Genomic DNA, 19198 nt, shown 5'->3' with positions numbered 1-19198 from the left:
GCTCAGATGATCGGCAGCATCCGGTCGCGCTCGAAGGCCGAGACCTGACCGCGGTACTCGTCCCACTCGGCGCGCTTGTTGCGCAGGAGGAAGTCGAAGACCTGCTCGCCGAGGGTCTCGGCGAGCAGCTCGGACTCCTCGGCGACCGCGATCGCCTCGTTGAGGTTGCGCGGCAGCGGCTTGATGCCCAGGGCGGTGCGCTCGCGCTCGGAGAGCGACCACACGTCGTCCTCGGCCTCCGCGGGCAGCGCGTACTCGCCCTCGATGCCCTTGAGGCCGGCCGCGAGCACCGCCGCGAAGGCCAGGTAGGGGTTGCACGCCGCGTCGATCGTGCGCAGCTCGACGCGGGTCGACTGGCCCTTCATCGGCTTGTACATGGGCACGCGGATCATCGCCGAGCGGTTGTTGTGGCCCCAGCAGATGTAGGACGGCGCCTCGCCGCCGAACATCATCCGCTTGTAGGAGTTGACCCACTGGTTGGTGACCACGGAGATCTCGTCGGCGTGCTGGAGGACGCCGGCGATGAAGTGCCGGCCGACCTTCGAGAGCTGGTACTCCGCGCCGGCCTCGTAGAAGGCGTTCTCGTCGCCCTCGAACAGGCTGACGTGGGTGTGCATGCCCGAGCCGGGGTGGGTGGTGAACGGCTTGGGCATGAAGGAGGCCCAGATGCCCTGGCTCAGCGCGACCTCGCGGATGACGGTGCGGAAGGTCATGATGTTGTCGGCGGTGGAGAGCGCGTCGGCGTAGCGCAGGTCGATCTCCTGCTGGCCCGGCCCCGCCTCGTGGTGGCTGAACTCCACCGAGATGCCCATCGCCTCGAGCATCGTGATCGCCTCGCGGCGGAAGTCGGCGCCCTCGGACTGCGCGGTGTGGTCGAAGTAGCCGCTGCGGTCGACCGGCACGGGCTCCTCGCCGGCTCCCGGCATGTCCTTGAACAGGTAGAACTCGATCTCGGGGTGGGTGTAGAAGGTGAACCCCTGCTCCGCGGCCCTGCCCAGCGTCCGCTTGAGCACGTGGCGCGGGTCGGCGAACGACGGCGAGCCATCGGGCATCTCGATGTCGCAGAACATGCGGGCGGTGGCCGGGCCCTCGCCGCTGCGCCACGGCAGGATCTGGAAGGTCGACGGATCGGGCTTGGCCAGCATGTCGGCCTCGAATACCCGGGTGAACCCCTCGATCGCGGAGCCGTCGAAGCCGATGCCCTCCGAGAAGGCGCCCTCGAGCTCGGCCGGGGCCACCGCGACGGACTTCAGCGAGCCCAGCACGTCGGTGAACCAGAGCCGGACGAACCGGACGTCACGCTCCTCGAGAGCGCGGAGAACGAAGTCTTCCTGCTTGCCCATGCGCGCACCCTAGCCGGGCGCGACGACGGCCCGGCGACGGGCGCGCGACGCGGCCGCGACGGGATCGGCGTCAGGGTCGGACGCGCACCCGCAGCAGGGTGCCGCTGCGGTGGACGACGACCGGCGTCGCGCTGAGCGTGGTGAACGACAGGCGGGCCACGGCGTCGCCGCAGTCGGGGCGCAGCTCGCCGGAGACGCCCCGCCAGAACGGCAGGTGGTGCAGGTGCTTGTCGACCCGCACGACCTGGTCGACGAGCGCCACCCGACGTCCGCAGGTGCCGCCGCCGAGCTGGGCCAGCAGCACCCGGACCCGCACCCGCGAGTCGCTGCGCCGGACCAGCCGCTGCGGGCAGGTGTAGCGACCGCTGATCGTGTCGTAGCTGCCGCTGCGCGAGGTGCACGAGGTCAGGTAGGTCGCGAAGGCGATCTGGAAGCGGGGCATCGTGCTGGGGATGCGCACGGCCGCGAACGTCGGCAGCGGGCGTCCGCGGCGCACCAGCGGGCTCGGGCGTCCCGGACGGAAGCTCTCGGAGACGGCGTCGTCGGCACGGCTCACCCGCAGCTGCCCGCCCGGCGCGAGCCGGACGGTGTTGGACGCACCGCCGTAGCGGGCCGGCCGCGGGCGTCCGGTGCGCAGCGCGACCTCGCAGCGGTGGTCGCCGGTGATCGTCGGGGTGTAGAGGAAGCCGGGGCGCAGCCGCACGGTCTGCCCGCGGCGGATGTTGCGGGCGATCGTCATGGTGCGCCGGTCGCCGCCGTCGCCGCGGCAGCGGGCCACGGCGATGCCGGCGAGATGGCCGTCGGCGGCGCTGGCGGGCACCGTGAGCGGCAGCAGCCCCTCGACCAGGATCTTGACGCCGGCCGGCGCCCAGAACGTGACCTGGTAGACGGTGCCGCGACCGGCGCGGGCGGCGCTCCACTCGCTGCGACTGGGCGTGGTGTCGACGGCCGACGGGCCGAGGCCGCGGCCGACGGAGACGGCCTCGGAGGAGGGCATGGGCTCGCGGGTGGCGGCCGTCGCATCGGCCGGCATGCTGGCGAGCAGCACGAGGATGGTGGCGAGGGCGGCGAGCTGCGACTGCGCGACCCTGCTCAGACCGCGCCGCAGGCCGTACCGCTGTGCCACGCCCCGAGTCCTCCGACCGCATCCCCTGCGCGGTCCCGCACCGCGCGCCCCGGTTCTACCAGCCGGGCGGCGTCGACACGCCCATTTCGGGCCCGACGCGCACGGGATGTGACGCCGGACACCCGGACGCGCGACGAGGGCGCGTCGACTCCCGGGAGGTCGACGCGCCCTCGCGGCGCTGGTGCGGTGGTTCGCCGGCGCGGGCCGTGCGGCCCGGCCGATCAGCAGAACACGGTCTCCTGGGTGAAGACGACGCCGCCGTCGGTGCGGCGGGAGTCACCGAGGTAGGGCTGGGTGACCGCGGCGAAGGCCCGGGGCTGCACCGACGCACGGCCGCGCTCGTCCTTCAGGGTCACCCGGCCGACCTTCACCGCGAGGGTGATGCTGCGCGACGCGGTGCCGGCGAAGCAGACGTGGCCCGCCTTCGCCGTCGCGGCCTGGGTGGCGGTGACCGCCGAGCCGACCTTCGCGCCGCTCTCGTGCATCGTGACGAGCGGCTGGGCGCCGTATCGACCGGCCCACGGGGCGTCGACCGCGAAGACGAGACCGCGGGTGCGCCAGGTCGGCACGGTGAAGGTGACGGTGCCGTCCTGGACGGTGCGGGGCTCCGCGCTCCACGTCTGGAACACCGACGCGCCCTCGACGGCCGAGGTCGGGGCGAACGAGCAGCCCTCGCAGTTCGAGACCTTCAGCGTGACCTTCGTGAGCGGAGCCGCGGCCGCGGTGGCGGGCGCCGTGGTGGCGGCGAGGGGGGCGACGACGGCGGAGAGGGCGAGGACGGCGCCGGCGAGAGCCGGGCCCCGAGAGCCGAGCAGCGACATGCTGGGGATTCCTTCTGGGGTGGCGGGCCCCTCGTGGGGACCCAGGGTGGGGCGCGGCGCCACGTCGGCGTCCGCGCTGACCGCGTTCAGCGGGTTCGCCACCGTGGACGCGGGCGATCGCGATCCGGTTGCGACCGCGGGCGAGGAGTCCTCAGGAGATCTCAGGACACCGCCGAGGGACCTGCCCGATCAGCGGGGGACGCGCTCCAGGTCGGCCAGCCAGGCCGACGCCGAGGCGTCCGAGGGCATCCGCCAGTCGCCGCGCGGCGACATCGTCCCGCCGGCGCTGACCTTCGGGCCGTTCGGCAGCGCCGAGCGCTTGAACTGGCTGGCGAAGAAGCGCCGGCAGAACACCTCGAGCCAGCGGACGATCGTCGGCAGGTCGTAGGCGACGCGCCGGTCGTCGGGCAGTCCGGGCGGCCACGAGCCGGCCTCGGCGTCGCGCCAGGCGTGCGAGGCCAGGAACGCGATGCGACTCGGCGCCATGCCGTGGCGCAGCACGTGGAAGAGCGTGAAGTCCTGCAGGGCATACGGCCCGACGGCGTCCTCGGTGGCCTGGGGTCGCTCGCCCTCGCGGGTCGGCACGAGCTCGGGGGTGATCTCCAGCGCCAGGATCTCGTGCAGCAGCCCGGACGTCGCGGCGTCGACCTCGCCGCTGTCGGCGACCCAGCGGATGAGGTGCTGGATCAGCGTCTTCGGCACGCCGGCGTTGACGTTGTAGTGCGACATCTGGTCGCCCACCCCGTAGGTGCACCAGCCGAGCGCGAGCTCGGAGAGGTCGCCGGTGCCCACGACGATGCCGCCTCGGTGGTTCGCGAGCCGGAAGAGGTAGTCGTAGCGCAGGCCGGCCTGGACGTTCTCGAAGGTGACGTCGTAGTCGTCGGCACCGGCGGCGTAGGGGTGGCCGAGGTCGGCGAGCATCTGCTCGGCCGCCGGACGGATGTCGACCTGCTCGAAGGTGACGCCGAGGCTCGTGGCGAGCCGCTCGGCGTAGGAGCGGGTGGTCTCGGTGGTCGCGAAGCCCGGCATGGTGAAGGCGTGGACGTCGCTGCGCGGGCGGCCCAGCCGGTCCATCGCGCGCACCGCGACGAGCAGCGCGTGGGTGGAGTCGAGGCCGCCGCTGACGCCGATGACCGCCTTCGGCGTCCCGATCGCGCGCAGCCGCTGCTCGAGGCCGGCGACCTGGATGCTGTAGGCCTCGTAGCAGTCGAGCGCCAGCCGGGAGGCGTCGTCGGGCACGAAGGGGAAGCGGCGCACCGTGCGCCGCAGGCCGACGTCGCCCGCCGGCGGGGCGAGCGTGAACGGGACCGTGCGGATCGCGTCGACCCGCGCGGCGTGGGTGCGCCGGTTGTCGTCGAAGGTGCCCTGACGCATGCGCTCCTGGCGGATGCGCACGAGGTCGACGTCGGCCACGATCCGTCGCGCGCCGCTGGGGAACCGCTCGCCCTCGGCCAGCAGGTCGCCGCACTCGTAGACGAGCGTCTGCCCGTCCCACGACAGGTCGGTGCTCGACTCGCCCTCGCCGGCCGCGGCGTAGACGTAGGCGGCGCTGCAGCGGGCGCTGGCGCTGCGGACGAGGAGCCGACGGTCCTCGGCGCGCGCGACGGTGATCGGGCTGCCGGAGAGGTTCGCGAGCACCGTGGCGCCGGCCAGGGCGGCTTCGGCCGACGGCGGGATGGGCACCCACATGTCCTCGCAGACCTCGACGTGCAGCCGCAGGTCGGGCAGGTCGGCGGCGGCGAAGACCAGGTCGGGGCCGCAGGGCAGGTCGACGCCCGCGGCGCCGAGCCCGGGGATCGTCACCACCGAGCCGCGGCGGTCGTCGCCGGGCGCGAAGTGGCGGCGCTCGTAGAACTCGCGGTACGTCGGCAGGCTCGACTTCGGCGCGAGGCCGAGCACCCGGCCGCGGTGCAGGACGACCGCGCAGTTGAGCACTCGGGTGCCCAGGCGCAGGGGCGCGCCGACGACGACCACCGGGAGCAGCTCGCGGGTGCCCTCGAGCAGCGTGCCGAGCGCCGCGACGACGGCGTCGAGGAGGACGTCCTGCAGCAGCAGGTCGTCGAGCGCGTAGCCCGAGAGGCACAGCTCGGGGAAGACGGCCACGGCGACCGCGTCGTCGTGGCAGGCGCGCACCTCCTCGAGCACGGTGCGGGCGTTGCGGGCCGGGTCGGCGATCGCGACGGGCACCGTGCAGGCCGCGACCCGGGCGAAGCCCTGCGCGTAGGCCGAGAGGAAGTCCACGTCGCGAGTCTAGGGACGCCGCTAGCCTGCGGCGCGTGCCCCGGCTGCTCGTCGTCCACCACGCCCCCACGCGCGGCACCCGCGCCCTGGCCGACGCCGCGCTCGCCGGCACGCGGCACCCCGACCTCGTCGACGCGCTCGCCGACGCGCAGGCGCGGGGCGCGGCGCTCGAGGTGGTGGAGCGGCCGGCGCTGGAGGCGCAGCCGGCCGACGTGCTCGACGCCGACGCGGTGCTGCTCGGCTGCCCGGCGAACCTCGGCTACATGGCCGGCGCGATGAAGCACTTCTTCGACACCGTGTTCCTCGAGGTCGGCGGCGCGCTGGGACCGGACGGCCAGCCGGTCGGCGGGCGCGCCGCGCGGCGTCCGTACGGGCTGTGGGTGCACGGCCGGCACGACGTGACGGGCGCGGTGCGGGCGGTGACGTCGATCGCGGGAGCGCTCGGCTGGGTCGCCGCCGCCGCGCCCGTCGAGCTGCTCGGCGACGTCGACGACGCCGCGCTCGGGGCCGTCGGCGAGCTCGGCGCGACCCTCGCGGCGCTCCTGCTCGACTGATCCCTCGCCCACACGACAACCGGTCGACCCCCACAGAATGGTAACGATCCGGTAACGACGTCTCGGTCGGGCCGTCGGCCCGCCGATCCCGTCGGGCATGACCGTCTCGGCCCGCCGTCCCGCCGCCCGCCTCGCCGCCCGATCCCGCAGGATCGTCGCCCGCGCCCGCACCGGCGCGCTGAGCCTGACGACGGCGCTGGCCCTCGTGGCTGGCACCGGCGCGGTCTTCCTGGCGCTGCCGACGCCCGCCGCGCACGCCGCGGACCGCGGCTTCACGCAGCGGTTCAGCGTCAACGACACCGGCGACCTCACGATCGTCGGCACCACGGTCATGACCTGCCCCGACTCCTCGCCCGGCTGCCTCACGGCGCGCAACGCCGGCCCGCGCACCACCCAGAGCAACGGCGTCAACAACAACGCCTTCCCGATGACCTACGTCGACGTCGACTCCGACCCCGACACCTTCGACTCCAGCACCGCCACGCTCGACCTGCCCGACGGCGCCCAGGTGCTCTTCGCCGGCCTCTACTGGGGCGGCGAGGTGGAGGCCGGCGCCAACGGGCTGCCGGCACCCGACCGCGAGGCCCGCGGCACCGTGCTGCTGGACGCCCCCGGCGAGGGCGGCTACCGCAGCGTCAAGGCCTCGAGCCTCGACGACGGCCTGGTCATCTACCAGGGCTTCGCCGACGTGACCCAGCAGGTGCAGGACGCCGGCGCCGGCGCGTACACCGTGGCCAACGTGCAGGCCGCGACCGGCAACGACCGCCTGGGCGGCTGGTCGCTGGTCGTCGCCTACCACGACCCCGCGCAGCCGGCCCGCAACCTCACGGTCTTCGACGGCCTCACCTCGATCGACGGCACCAACCCCGGCCAGATCACCGTCGACGGCTTCCAGACGCCCTCGTCCGGCCCGGTGCGCAGCACGGTCGGGTTCGTCACCTACGAGGGCGACCTCGGCCTGGTCGGCGACGCCGCGACGCTCAACGGCCTCACCCTCGCCGACGCCCAGCACCCCTCGACCAACTTCTTCGACTCCCGCTCCAGCCGTGACGGCGCGCTGGTCGGCGGCTCCGACCCCGCCTACCCCAACGGCCTGGGCTACGAGCACGCGCAGGTGAGCGTCGGCAACACCTACATCGGCAACGGCGACACCAGCGCGACCATCCGGCTCTCCACGGCCGGCGACGTCTACGCGCCGGGCGTCGTCACCTTCGCCACCGAGCTCTACTCCCCCGCCGTCACGCAGGACGTGACGGTGCAGGACCTGAACGGCGGGGTCGTCGAGCAGGGAGACCGGCTGCGCTACACGGTGCACGGCGTCAACACCGGCGAGGACGCCGCCGACCAGCTCGTGGTGCGCGACCCGGTGCCCACCGACACCACCTACGTGCCCGGCAGCCTCCAGGTGGCGCCGATCGGCACGGCCGCCGCGCCGGCCACCGACCCCTCCGGCGACGACGCCGCCGAGTACGACGCCGTCGACAACCGGATCGTCGCGCGCCTCGGCGCGGGCGCCGACGCCTCGGTCGGCGGGCGGCTGGCCCCCGGCGACGACTACACGCTCGTCTTCGACGTCACCGTCAACGGCCCCGAGCCGGCCCTGGCCGACGGCACCACGCTCACCGACCGCGCCACCGCGTCGTTCGTCTCCTCGACCCTCGGCACGCCGTTCACCGTCGTGAGCAGCGTCGACACCGTCGTCGCGACCGCCGACCTGCGGCTGGCCAAGACCCACACCGGGTCCATCGTCCGCGGCGCGCCGGTGACCTACCGCCTGGCCGTGCGCAACGTCGGCCACGCCGGCACGCAGGGCGTCGTCACGCTCAGCGACCCGCTGCCCGATGGCCTGACCTACCAGGACGCCTCCGGCATCGGCTGGGACTGCGCGCCGGTCGTCGACTCCGGTCGTCCGACCGTCGTGTGCACCACCTCCGACCGGCTGGAGCCCGGCGGCACCTACCCGCCGGTGCTCGTGACCGCCCGGGTGGCCGACGCCGCGCCCGACGCGGTGGCCAACACCGGCACCGTGGTCGGCGGCGGCGACGGCGTGCCGGACGACAACTCCAGCACCGACTCCGCCCCCACGGTCGCGATCACCGACCTGGTGCTCGCCAAGACCGCGTCCCCGACCGTCGTCCCCGTGGGCGGCACCACCGACTTCGCCCTGACCGTGCGCAACCAGGGTCCCTCGACCTCCAGCGGCTCGACGGTCGTCGACACCCTGCCCGCCGGCCTGACGTTCGTGAGCGCCGACGCCGCCTGCAGCGCCGACGCCACCGGCAGCCAGGTCAGCTGCGAGGTCGGGACGCTGGCCGTCGGCCGGTCCGCGACCCTGCGGGTGACCGCGCGGGCCGCGCTGGGCACGGCCGGCAGCACGCAGACCAACACCGCGGTCGTCACCGCCCGGCAGCCCGACCCCGACCTGATCGGCAACGCCGCGAAGGCCACCGTGACCGTGCGTCCGGTCGACCTCGCCGTGACCGACCGGGTCGAGGGCGCGCCCGCCAGCCTGACCGCCGGCACCACCTACGCGTGGCTCCTCGACGCCCGCAACCTCGGCGGATCGCCGGCGGCCGACTCGGTGCTCCGCTTCAGCCTGCCCACCGGCGTCTCCGTCGCGGCGTCCTCGCTCGACTCCCGCTGCACCCTCGACGGGGCCACCGACGCCACCCGCGTCACCTGCGTCCTCGGCACGGTCGCCGCCGGCGCCACGGTGCCGACGATCCGGGTGGTCGGCACCCTGGCCGCCTCGGCCAGCGCGCCCGGCACCGTCGACTCCACCGCCACGGTGGGCACCAGCGAGCCCGACGCCGACCTGTCGAACAACACGGCGTCGACCTCGACCCCGATCACCGCGGTCGCGGCGCCGAGGCTCGCGGGCCTGTCGGTCACCAAGACCGTCGACAAGCCCACCGCGCGCAGCGGCGACACCCTCACCTGGACGCTCGTCGCCGCCAACGCCGGACCCGCGGCCGCGGAGAACGTCATGCTCAGCGATCGCCTGCCCGCCGGCGTCACGGTCACCTCGGTGACCAGCGCGGCCGGCGCGCCCAGCGCCTGCACCCGCACGGCCACGACGATCAGCTGCCCCCAGGGCACGCTGGCGGTCGGTGCGAAGCGGGTCGTGGTGGTCAAGGCCACCGTCGACGCCCTCTCGGCCACCGACGCCGCCTCCCACGCGCTGGTGACCAGCGACGTGGAGACCAAGGTGAGCGTGCCCGCCGGCACCATCGGCCAGGCCACCGCCACCTGCCCCGCCGGCTCGACGGTCGTCGACGGCTCGGTGCGGCTGGACTCGATCGACACCCGCTACGGCAGCCTGGCCGACGCCGGCGTCCTGGTCAGCACCCCGACCAGCGACGGCACCGGCTGGTCCGGACGCATCCGCAACCCGAACCGGGTCTCGCTGCAGGGCGCCGTGGTCGCGGTCTGCCTCACCGGCAGCACCAGCACCCGCGAGGCCCGGCCGCACACGCTGCCCGCCTCGTCGGTCGCCAAGTCGAGCGTCGCCTGGTCCGCCGGGACGCGCACGTCCGGCCTCGACTGCCCGACCGGCCGCCTGCCGATCGCGCCGGGCTGGTCGCTGACCGGCGGCCCCGGCAAGATGCGCACCAGCCAGCCCGGCACCAGCGACTGGGGCTTCGGCTCTGACGTGCCCTCCGGCACGGCGAGCTTCACCGCCAGCCTCACCGTGCGCTGCCTCGGCACCACGGTCGACGCCCGCGACGGGCACGCCCACGCCCTGCGCACGCGCACCGTCGGCGGCACGTTCCGCGTCGCCCCCGGCCGCACGTCGTCGGCCGCGCTGACCTGCCCGACCGGGTCGACCGGCGTGCTGGCCTCGTGGACCTCGAACAGCGGGCTGGTGTTCCTCGGCGACGACCCGCGCGACGACGTCCGGGTGTTCACCTTCGCCAACCCGACCTGGTCGTACCTGGACGCGCAGATCGCGCTGCGCTGCCTCGACCTGCGCACCGGGGCCGGCTACCGCTCCACGACGCTGGTGAACACCGCGATCGTCAGCACCACCACGCCGGACGCCACCACCGCGGACGACCAGGCCAGCGCCACCACCGTCGTCGACGACGGCGCCGGCACGGGCACGGGCGGCTGGGGCGGCGGCACCGGCGGCACCGGCGGGAGCTGGGGCGGCGGAGGCGGCTGCGGCCGGGTCGTGGCGGGCACCGCCCGCGGCGACGCGCTGCGGGTGCACGTCACCAGCGCCCGCACCGGCACCGTGCGCCTGCGGGTGCTCGCCGCGGACGCCGGCTCCGGCGTCCGACGCGGCACCGTGCTGGCCGACCGCCGCGTGCGGTTCGCCGCCGGGGCCCGCGACGTCAGCCTCCAGGTGCGCGACGTCGCGCGGGCCGCGGTGCGCGACGCGTCGATCCGGCGGGTGACCGTCGAGCTGACGCTGCCCGACGGCGGCCACCAGCGACGGACCGTGCGGCTGACCTGAGCCGGGCTCAGCGGCCCGGCTACCCTCGGGGCCGTGGAGCGCAGCGGACGGGACGGCGGCGACGCCCGACCCCACCGCGGCTCCACGGCCCCGCGGCACGTGGCGCTGCTCGTGGTCGTCGCCGCGCTCGGGCTCCTGCTCGGCGCCTGCAGCAACGACCCCGGCCAGGGCAGCGACCCCGATCCCGCACAGGTCGACGCCGTCGCCCCGCCCGCCGACGACGCCTGCCGTCGACTGGTGCCGGACGACCTCACGCGCACGGTCAACGCCACCCGCACGGTCGCGTGCACCGAGGAGCACACTGCGCAGACCCTCGTGGTGGGCCGGGTGCCGGACGACGTCGCCGGCGACGGCCCGGACGGCGACGCGCTGGTGGCCTGGACGGCTCGCACCTGCGCCGCCCGGTTCGCCGACCACCTCGGCGCGGGCGAGTCGACCGCCCTGCGCACCGTGCTCGGCTGGGCGTGGTTCGGGCCCTCCCGCCGGGCCTGGGACGACGGCGCCCGCTGGTACCGCTGCGACCTCGTCGGCGGTGGCCCCACCAGCTCCCGGCTGGCGACCCTGCCCGGCCGCACCCGCGGCCTCCTGGCCGGCCTCCCCGCCGACCGCTGGATGGCCTGCGCCCGCGGCGCCTCGGTGCAGCAGGGACGCCGGGTCTCGTGCGCGCAGCCGCACGACTGGCGCGCCGTCACCACGATCCGGCTCGGCGAGGCCCGCACCGCCTACCCCGGCGACGACGCGGTCGAGCGCCGCACCCGCCAGTTCTGCGCCGACTCCGTGGCCGCCTGGCTGCGGTACCCGGCGTCCTACGACTACGGCTACACCTGGTTCGGGGCCGCCGAGTGGAGCCGGGGCAACCGGCGCTCGGTGTGCTGGGCCCGCACCAGCCGCTGATCCGCAGCACCCGACCCGCACCCGACCCGCCCTGGAGCGATGCCCGTGACCCGCCCCGCCCGCCCCGCCGTCCCGCTGCTGCTCGTCTGCCTGCTGGCGCTCGTCCTCAGCGGCTGCAGCGGCGGCACCCCCGACGCGGCGCCCCCGGCGAGCGCCGGCCCCTCGTCCGGCGCGGCGACCGGCTCGGCCGCGCCCTCGGCCTCGGCCTCGCCGACGGCCCGTCCTGCCCCGCGCCCGGCCGTCTCGGCGTGCCGGCTGCTCACCTACCGACGCGCCATCGCCGTCAGCGACGCGACCCGCACGGTGTCCTGCGAGAAGCGGCACACCGCGGTGACGATCGCCGTCGGCCGGCTCCCCCGCGCGGCCCGCGACGCCACGAGCGACGCCGACCTCACGGCCGCCGCGGTGCAGCAGCCGATCGCCGAGGCGTGCCGCCGGGCCCAGGTCCGCTACCTCGGCGGCGACCGGGAGGCGCGCGAGCTCTCGATGCTGCACGCCGTGGGCTTCCTGCCCACCGCCGCGCAGGTCGCCGCCGGCACCGACTGGTACCGCTGCGACCTGATCGCCCTGGCCGGCGACAAGCGGCTGCTGGCGCTGCAGGGCGGGCTGCGGGGCGCGCTCGAGCGCGACGCCGTCCGCAGTCGCTACGCCATGTGCGGCACCGCCGAGCCCGGCACGAGCGGGTTCGAGCGGGTGGCGTGCGCGGAGCGGCACTCCTGGCAGGCCGTCGAGGTGGTCGGGCTGCCGGGCGGAGGCTCCTACCCCGGCGAGGCCGCGGCGAAGGCCGCCGGCCAGCAGCGCTGCAAGGCCGTCGGCCAGCGGCGCGCCGGCTCGAGCCTGCGGTTCCAGTGGGGCTACGAGTGGCCCACGAAGGCGCAGTGGGACGCCGGCCAGCGGGTCGGGCTGTGCTGGGTGCCGGCCTGAGCCGACGCCTGCGCTGGCCGGGTCAGAAGCCCAGGCGACGCAGCTGGCGCGGGTCGCGCTGCCAGTCCTTGGCCACCTTGACCCGCAGGTCGAGGTAGACCGGGGTGCCCAGGATCGCCTCGATCTGGGTGCGTGCGACGCGACCGACCTCCTTGAGCCGGCTGCCGCGGTGGCCGATGACGATCCCCTTCTGGGAGTCGCGCTCGACGAAGAGGTTGGCGTGGATGTCGAGCAGGGGCCGATCGGCGGGGCGGTCGGCCCGCAGCCCCATCTCCTCGACCACGACGGCGATCGAGTGCGGCAGCTCGTCGCGCACGCCGTCGAGGGCGGCCTCGCGGATCAGCTCCGCGGCGATCGTCTCCTCCGGGCTGTCGGTGAGCTCGCCGTCGGGGTAGAGCGGCGGTCCGTCGGGCAGGCGCGCGACGAGGAGGTCGGCGAGCAGGTCGATCTGGTCGCCGCCCACCGAGCTCACCGGCACGATCTCGGCCCAGTCGGTGCCGGTCTCCTCGCCGAGCCGGGCGATGTCGAGCAGGTGCTGGCCGATCCGCTCGGGGCCGACGAGGTCGGTCTTGGTGGCCACGGCGATCTTGATCGTGCGGCGCACCTTGGCCAGCTCGGTGACCAGGAAGCGGTCGCCGGGGCCGATCCGCTCGTCGCTCGGGAAGCAGACTGCGACGACGTCGACCTCGGCCCACGTGGTCTTCACCAGGTCGTTGAGGCGCTCGCCGAGCAGCGTGCGGGGGCGGTGCAGGCCCGGCGTGTCGACCAGGATCAGCTGGGCGTCGGGACGGTGGACGATGCCCCGCACCACGGTGCGCGTGGTCTGGGGCTTGTCGCTGGTGATCGCCACCTTGGTGCCGACCAGCGCGTTGGTGAGCGTCGACTTGCCCGCGTTGGGGCGGCCGACGAAGCAGGCGAAGCCGCTGCGGAAGCCCTCGCCGGACGTCCGGGTCGGCTCGGTCCGGTCGGTCTGGTCGGTCTGGTCGGTCACGGGGCCTCCGCCTCCTCGCGGGCGCGGTCGTAGTCGGCCCAGATCTCCTCGTCGGACTTGCCGGCCGCCTTGCCCGCGCGCCAGATCGGCGCGGGGTCGACCGCCCGGGGCTGCCGCCCGGCCGTGCCGCGCCAGTAGCCCATGACGTCGAACGCCTCGGCCGGCAGCCGGAGCGTGCGCATCAGGTGCTTGCGCACCGCTCGCATCTGGGCGGACTCCCCCGCCATCCAGAAGTAGCCCGGGCCCTCCGGCAGGGTCAGAGCCTCGACCACCTCGGCGAGCCGGCTGGCGCCGTCGCCCGGCTGCGGCAGCCAGGTGATCTCGAGGCCCTCGCGGGGCTCGGGCAGGTAGCCCTCGGGGATCTCCGGCACCTCCGCCCACACCTGCACCGGCAGGCGGGCGCCGTGCTCCTCGACGATCCGCGCCATCGCGGGCAGCGCGGTGAGATCGCCGACCAGCACCAGCCAGGCGGCGTCGGCCGGCGGGGCGAAGGAGCCCTTGGGCTCGGTGACGACGACGGTCTCGCCGATCACCGCGTCGTCGCCCGGGAGGCCGCGCTGCGCCCACTCGGTGACGAGCCCGACGTCGTGCACGACGACGTCGAGGGTGAGCTCGCAGCCGTCGGCCGTCGGGACGAGGCGCCGCACCGTGTAGTACCGGCTCTGGAACTGCCCCGGCACCACCAGGCCGAGCCACTCGTCGGCGACGCCGGTGGAGACCAGGCCGCCCTCGGCGGCGAGCCCGGGCCCGCCCAGCACCAGCCGCAGCAGGTGCGGCGAGAGCCGCTCGCGACGCAGCACCTGCGCCTCGAAGGTCCGGGCCCGGGTGCTCACTCAGCGGAGCGTAGTCACCACGAGGGGCGCAGGGGGAATCCGTCGACGCCGGCGTCGTCGGTGCGCGCGGCCAGCACCTGGTGCAGCTGGATCTCGTTGCGCTCGAAGGCGATCCGGCTGCCGGCCATGTACAGCCCCCACACGCGGGCGGTGCCCTCCCCGACCTCGGCGACCGCGGCGTCCCAGTTGGCCACCAGGTTCGCCGACCACTGCTGCAGCGTCAGGGCGTAGTGGCGGCGCAGGTTCTCCTCGTGCATCACCTCGAGGCCGGCGTCCTGCGCGGCGGTGATGACGGTGCCCGAGCCGGTGAGCTCGCCGTCGGGGAAGACGTAGCGGTCGATGAACTGGCCGGTGGCCTCGGGCCGGTTGTGCGCCCGGGTGATGCAGTGGTTGAGCAGCCGGCCCTGCGGGCGCAGGTGGTCGTGCAGCCAGGCGAAGTAGGCCGGGTACTGGGCGACGCCGATGTGCTCGGTCAGCCCGATCGAGCTGATCGCGTCGAAGCCGGTCTCGGCGACGTCGCGGTAGTCGCTGTGCCGGATCTCGACGCGGTCGCCGAGGCCCTCCCGCTCCACCGCGGCCTGGGCCCAGGACGCCTGCTCACGGCTGAGCGTGACGCCCAGCGCCCGCACGCCGTAGTGCTCGGCCGCGTGGCGGACCATGCCGCCCCAGCCGCAGCCGACGTCGAGCAGCCGCTGGCCCGGCTGGAGGTCGAGCTTGCGGCACACGAGGTCGAACTTCTCGGCCTGCGCCTCCTCGAGCGAGGCGTCCTCGTCGGGGAAGACCGCACAGGTGTAGGCCATCGAGGGGCCGAGCACGAGCTCGTAGAAGGCGTTGGAGACGTCGTAGTGGTGGTGGATCGCCTCGGCGTCGCGCGCCTGGGAGTGCCGCAGCCCTTCCAGGGTGCGGCGCCAGCGCGGCAGGTGCTCCTGGGGCGGGGGCGTCGGCAGGAGCGACTGCGAGAGCCCGCCCTCGCGCAGGAGCCCGGGCAGGACGCCGCGGGCCAGCGTCGAGAGCAGGCCCGGAGCCTCCGCGAGCCGCGGCACCCGGAACCGCAGGTTGCTCTGCAGCAGCAGCATCGCCTCGTACGGGTCGCCCGGGTGCACGCCCTCGGTGTCGAGGTCGCCGGAGACGTACGCGCGGGCCATGCCGAGGTCGCCCGGCGCGGTCAGCAGGTAGGCCAGGCCCCGCGGCGAGGTGAGCCGCAGGGTGATGTCGGCGTCGACCGGGCCGGCCGAGGAGCCGTCGTAGGCCTCGAAGCGCAGGGGCATGCCCTCGCGCAGGAGGGACGCCACCGCGTCGCCGATGCCGGCGGGCGTGGGGGGCGCGGAGGTGCGGGTCAGGAGGGTCATCTGCGTCTCACCGCCTTGTCGTAGAGAGTGGTCAGTCGACCGTGGGGGTCGTAGGTGGACTTCACCCGGGCCAGGTGCGGCCCGGCGTAGAGCGCGTCGAAGGTCGCGCGGTCGTAGAACGCCTCGGAGTAGAGGGACTTGTGGCCGCCGAGGCGGTGCACCTCGGCCTCGATCGCCCGGTTGACGGGCCCCTCGGGCGCGTCCGGCCCGACGGCGACGGTGCCCCAGAACCCGACGTTGACGTACACGTCGCCGGGCTCGAGCGGGTAGATCGGCCAGCGGGCGCCGTCGCGGGTGCCGAGGGAGACCAGCGGGCACAGCCACACCGGGCGCATGCCGACCTCGCGGTCGAACCACGCGAGGAAGTCGGGCAGCCGCTCCAGTGGCACCTCGACGTCCTGCACCACCCGCTCGCGGCGCGGACGACCGGCGCGCCGGTCGAGCCGCTCGACGACGCCGAACCGCTCGTCGAGGCCGACGAGCCGGTGGTAGACGTCCGAGCGGCGCCACCGGCGGGGCCACAGGCGGCGCACCACGGGGTGCTGCACCCCGAACGCGCCGGAGCACCAGAACCAGTCGGCGTCCCAGCGCCAGAGGTAGTCCTCGAGGGTCAGCAGGTCGGCGGGACGCTCGGTGATGCTGCGGTAGAAGATCTCCTGCCCGGCGTAGTCGGACGGCGCGGCGGACGTGCCGTCGACCAGGCGCGGGACGTCGCTCCAGGTCGCCAGGGTCAGGTAGAGCTCGTCGGGGGCGAACGCGACGCCGTCGAGGCCGTCGACCCGCACGCCGGCCCAGGACCGGTCGGCGACGATCCGGGCCACCGCCGCGGTCAGCGCCGCGGCGTCGTCGAACCGGACGTGGCGCAGCGCCGCGTAGGCCGGCACCGGCTCGAGCCGGATCTCCAGCCGGGTGGCGTAGCCGAGGCTGCCGTAGGAGTTGGGGAAGGCGTCGAACAGCTCGTCGCCCGGTCGGCAGGTGACGACCTCGCCGGCTCCGGTGAAGACGTCCATCTCGAGCACCGACTCGTGCGGCAGGCCCAGCCGGAAGCTGGTCGACTCGATGCCCAGGCCGCTCACCGCGCCGCCGAGGGTGATCGTGCGCAGCTGGGGCACGACCGCCGGGATCAGACCGTGGACGAGCGTCCGCTCGACCAGGCGCTCGTAGGTGCACATGCCCTGCACCTGGGCGGTGCGCCGCCGCGGGTCGATCTCGATGACGTCGTCGAGGCCCGTGACGTCCAGGCCCGGCGCCTGCGTGGCGTGGCGTGGCCGGAAGAGGTTGGACGTGCGCTTGGCCAGGCGCACCGGCGCCGTCGGCTCCAGCGCCGCGTACGACGCCTGCAGCCGCGCGACCGCCTGCTCGTGGGTCGCCCAACCCGGGCCGGTCGGCCGCCTGAGACCGCTCCTCATCACGGTCCGCGACGCTACTCCCGACGGGCGCCGCCCGTCGCCCTCCGGCCCCCGGATGCCCGTGCGGGTGAGGGTCAGGCGGTGGTCGGGCGGCGGTCAGGCGGTGGTGGAGCCCCGCACCGCTCCGCGCTCGTCGGCGACGTGGACGACGATCGGGGCGCCGTCGGCGCCGCCGAGGTCGCGCAGCGCCGCCCGGTCGGCGTCGGCCAGGCCGTCGGCCGCGGTGAGCACGACGGCCGCCTCCAGACCGCGCGCGCCCGAGGCCACCGCCATCGCCACGCACACCCCGAGGGCCGAGACCTGCAGCGACGGCAGGGCGACGGTGGCCGCGGCGTAGGTGCGGCCGTCGGCGTCGCGCACCGCGGCGCCCTCGGCCGCGCCGGTGCGGGCGCGGGTGGCCCGGGCCAGGGTGAGCAGCTTGCGGTCCTCCGCGGCGAGCTCGGGCGCGGGGGTGGCGTCAGGCATCGGGGTCCTCCTCGGGGTCGTCGGCGTCGGACGCCGGGGCGAGCGGCGCGATGAGCACCGTGCTGATCTTGTTGCGCCGGCCCGCGACGGCCTCGGCGGTGAACCGCAGCCCGTGGGCCTCGACGCTCGAGCCGGCGATCGGGACGAGGCCGAGGTGCTTGGCCATCAGGCCGCCGACGGAGTCGACGTCCTCCTCCTCCACGTCGAAGCCGACGAGCTCCTCGAGGTCGTCGACCGGGTAGCGGGAGGGCACCCGGAAGAGCCCGTCGCCGAGCTCGACGACCTCGACCGCCTCGGCGTCGTACTCGTCGGTGATCTCGCCGACGATCTCCTCCAGCACGTCCTCGATCGTGATCAGCCCGGCGGTGCCGCCGTACTCGTCGACCACGATCGCCAGGTGCTGGCGACGCGCCTGCATCTCCTTGAGCAGCGCGTCGACCGGCTTCGACTCGGGCACCCAGTAGGCCGGGCGCATGACCTCCTCGACCCGCTGCACCAGCTCGGCGTCCGGCGCCTCGAAGTCGCGGCGCACGAGGTCCTTGAGGTAGGCGATGCCGACCACCTCGTCGAGGCCGTCGCCGACGACCGGCAGCCGGGAGAAGCCCGAGCGCAGGAAGAGCGACGTGGTCTGGCGCAGGTTCTTGTAGCGGTCGACGAAGACGACGTCGCCGCGCGGCACCATCACCTCGCGGGCGGTGGTGTCGCCGAGCTCGAAGACGGAGTGGATCATCCGCCGCTCCTCCGACTCGATCACCGCGCTGGCCTCGGCGAGGTCGACGAGCTCGCGCAGCTCGGTCTCGGTCGCGAACGGGCCCTCGCGGAAGCCGCGCCCGGGCGTCAGCGCGTTGCCGAGCACGATGAGCAGCCGCGGCAGCGGGCCGAGGACGCCGGTGAGCGCCATCAGCGGACCGGCGGCCAGCAGCCCGACGGTCTCGGAGTTCTGCCGGCCGAGCGTGCGCGGGCCGACGCCGATGACGGTGAAGGAGACCACGAGCATGATCGCGATCGAGGTCAGGGCCGCGACCCACCACGGCGAGGCGTCGCCGTAAGCGGCGTCGACCTGCTGGGCGACGAGCACGATCGCGCCGACCTCGCAGGCCAGGCGCAGGAACAGCGCGGTGTTCAGGTGCGGCACGGGGTCGTCGAGGAACCGCAGCAGCCGCACGGTGCCCGAGCGCCCCTCCGCCCGCAGCTCGACGGCCCGGGCCTTGGAGAACGCGCCCAGCGCGGCCTCGGCCGCCGAGAGCACGCCGGCCAGCACGACCAGCACGGCCGCGACGACGACCAGCCCGGCGTCACCGGGCGAGATCGTCACCGCTGGCGCCAGGCCGCCAGGAGCTGGTCCTGGAGCCCGAACATCTCCCGGTGCTCCTCCGGCTCGGCGTGGTCGTAGCCGAGGAGGTGCAGGATGCCGTGCACGGTGAGCAGCTCGACCTCGGCGACGAAGCCGTGGCCCGCGGTCTCGCCCTGGCGTCGGGCGACGTCGGGGCACAGCACGAGGTCGCCGAGCACGCCCTCCTCGGGCTCCTCGTCGACCAGGCCCGGCCGCAGCTCGTCCATCGGGAAGGCCAGCACGTCGGTGGGGCCCTCCTTCTCCATCCAGCGCTCGTTGAGCTCGGCGATGGTCGCCTCGTCGACGGCCTTGATGCACAGCTCGGCCTGCGGGTGCACGTGCATGCGGTCCATGACGAACCGGGCGAGCTGCTGCAGGGAGCGCTCGTCGAGGTCGGCGCCGGACTCGTTGAGGATCTCGATCGTCATGTCGGCACCACCGTAGGGGTCGGCGGGC

15 protein-coding genes are annotated in these 19198 nt (G+C 74.9%); 4 read left to right on the top strand and 11 right to left on the bottom strand.

The window, feature by feature from the left end; genetic code table 11:
* Positions 1-2: 2 nt before the first annotated feature.
* The 4 genes from glnA to K8Z61_RS02780 all read right to left on the bottom strand — a co-directional run bounded on the left by glnA (position 3) and on the right by K8Z61_RS02780 (position 5531).
* On the bottom strand, positions 3-1343 hold the full coding sequence (glnA, locus tag K8Z61_RS02795) for a type I glutamate--ammonia ligase (RefSeq protein WP_224126536.1): 1341 nt from the start codon (positions 1341-1343) through the stop codon (positions 3-5).
* Positions 1344-1413: 70 nt separating this feature from the next.
* Entirely contained in the window at positions 1414-2469 is a 1056-nt protein-coding gene (locus K8Z61_RS02790; protein ID WP_224126535.1) for a hypothetical protein, read from the bottom strand.
* Between the two features lie 221 nt (positions 2470-2690).
* Positions 2691-3290 carry a hypothetical protein gene (locus K8Z61_RS02785; protein ID WP_224126534.1) on the bottom strand — a complete coding sequence of 200 codons (600 nt, stop codon included), beginning with the start codon at positions 3288-3290 and terminating at the stop codon, positions 2691-2693.
* A 189-nt stretch (positions 3291-3479) separates the two neighbouring features.
* Positions 3480-5531 (bottom strand): NAD(+) synthase, encoded by a 2052-nt coding sequence (locus tag K8Z61_RS02780; protein ID WP_224126533.1) that lies wholly within the window; start codon positions 5529-5531, stop codon positions 3480-3482.
* A 35-nt stretch (positions 5532-5566) separates the two neighbouring features.
* On the opposite strand from K8Z61_RS02780, the gene K8Z61_RS02775 reads away from it, so the two are divergent.
* The 4 genes from K8Z61_RS02775 to K8Z61_RS02760 all read left to right on the top strand — a co-directional run bounded on the left by K8Z61_RS02775 (position 5567) and on the right by K8Z61_RS02760 (position 12362).
* On the top strand, positions 5567-6085 hold the full coding sequence (locus K8Z61_RS02775) for a flavodoxin family protein (protein ID WP_224126532.1): 519 nt from the start codon (positions 5567-5569) through the stop codon (positions 6083-6085).
* A 97-nt stretch (positions 6086-6182) separates the two neighbouring features.
* Complete coding sequence (locus tag K8Z61_RS02770) at positions 6183-10544, top strand: DUF11 domain-containing protein (RefSeq protein ID WP_224126531.1); 4362 nt, start codon at positions 6183-6185, stop codon at positions 10542-10544.
* 33 nt (positions 10545-10577) lie between these two features.
* A complete protein-coding gene (locus tag K8Z61_RS02765) occupies positions 10578-11438 on the top strand; it encodes a septum formation family protein (RefSeq protein ID WP_224126530.1) in 861 nt (286 codons plus the stop codon).
* Positions 11439-11483: 45 nt separating this feature from the next.
* Complete coding sequence (locus K8Z61_RS02760; protein WP_224126529.1) at positions 11484-12362, top strand: septum formation family protein; 879 nt, start codon at positions 11484-11486, stop codon at positions 12360-12362.
* 22 nt (positions 12363-12384) lie between these two features.
* Here K8Z61_RS02760 and era read toward each other — a convergent pair whose 3' ends face one another.
* The 7 genes from era to ybeY form a co-directional block, all read right to left on the bottom strand.
* Entirely contained in the window at positions 12385-13353 is a 969-nt protein-coding gene (gene era / locus K8Z61_RS02755; protein ID WP_224126528.1) for a GTPase Era, read from the bottom strand.
* A complete protein-coding gene (locus K8Z61_RS02750) occupies positions 13350-14186 on the bottom strand; it encodes a siderophore-interacting protein (RefSeq protein ID WP_224126527.1) in 837 nt (278 codons plus the stop codon). The genes era and K8Z61_RS02750 overlap by 4 nt, the downstream gene beginning before the upstream one ends.
* A gap of 14 nt (positions 14187-14200) precedes the next feature.
* Entirely contained in the window at positions 14201-15535 is a 1335-nt protein-coding gene (locus tag K8Z61_RS02745; protein WP_224126526.1) for a cyclopropane-fatty-acyl-phospholipid synthase family protein, read from the bottom strand.
* Positions 15532-16944 (bottom strand): FAD-binding oxidoreductase, encoded by a 1413-nt coding sequence (locus K8Z61_RS02740; RefSeq protein ID WP_224126525.1) that lies wholly within the window; start codon positions 16942-16944, stop codon positions 15532-15534. The genes K8Z61_RS02745 and K8Z61_RS02740 overlap by 4 nt, the downstream gene beginning before the upstream one ends.
* Positions 16945-17040: 96 nt before the next feature.
* Positions 17041-17409 carry a cytidine deaminase gene (locus K8Z61_RS02735; protein ID WP_224126524.1) on the bottom strand — a complete coding sequence of 123 codons (369 nt, stop codon included), beginning with the start codon at positions 17407-17409 and terminating at the stop codon, positions 17041-17043.
* Positions 17402-18724, bottom strand: coding sequence for a hemolysin family protein (locus K8Z61_RS02730; protein ID WP_224126523.1), 1323 nt, complete (start codon positions 18722-18724; stop codon positions 17402-17404). Before K8Z61_RS02730 ends, K8Z61_RS02735 begins: the two co-directional genes overlap by 8 nt.
* Positions 18721-19170 carry an rRNA maturation RNase YbeY gene (ybeY, locus tag K8Z61_RS02725; protein ID WP_224126522.1) on the bottom strand — a complete coding sequence of 150 codons (450 nt, stop codon included), beginning with the start codon at positions 19168-19170 and terminating at the stop codon, positions 18721-18723. Before ybeY ends, K8Z61_RS02730 begins: the two co-directional genes overlap by 4 nt.
* Between the last annotated feature and the right edge of the window lie 28 nt (positions 19171-19198).

The organism is Nocardioides sp. TRM66260-LWL (assembly GCF_020075545.1).
GTDB lineage: Bacteria > Actinomycetota > Actinomycetes > Propionibacteriales > Nocardioidaceae > Nocardioides.
The sequence above is the reverse complement of the archived record's forward strand: the minus strand, read 5'-3'. Positions and strand labels throughout refer to the sequence as shown.

What these genes read in the sequence shown, in the direction of transcription:
- glnA (WP_224126536.1), bottom strand. Translation starts at nt 1,343, where the DNA reads ATGGGCAAGCAGGAAGACTTCGTTCTCCGCGCTCTCGAGGAGCGTGAC.
- K8Z61_RS02785 (WP_224126534.1), bottom strand. Translation starts at nt 3,290, where the DNA reads ATGTCGCTGCTCGGCTCTCGGGGCCCGGCTCTCGCCGGCGCCGTCCTC.
- K8Z61_RS02770 (WP_224126531.1), top strand. Translation starts at nt 6,183, where the DNA reads ATGACCGTCTCGGCCCGCCGTCCCGCCGCCCGCCTCGCCGCCCGATCC.
- K8Z61_RS02745 (WP_224126526.1), bottom strand. Translation starts at nt 15,535, where the DNA reads ATGACCCTCCTGACCCGCACCTCCGCGCCCCCCACGCCCGCCGGCATC.
- K8Z61_RS02740 (WP_224126525.1), bottom strand. Translation starts at nt 16,944, where the DNA reads ATGAGGAGCGGTCTCAGGCGGCCGACCGGCCCGGGTTGGGCGACCCAC.
- K8Z61_RS02735 (WP_224126524.1), bottom strand. Translation starts at nt 17,409, where the DNA reads ATGCCTGACGCCACCCCCGCGCCCGAGCTCGCCGCGGAGGACCGCAAG.
- ybeY (WP_224126522.1), bottom strand. Translation starts at nt 19,170, where the DNA reads ATGACGATCGAGATCCTCAACGAGTCCGGCGCCGACCTCGACGAGCGC.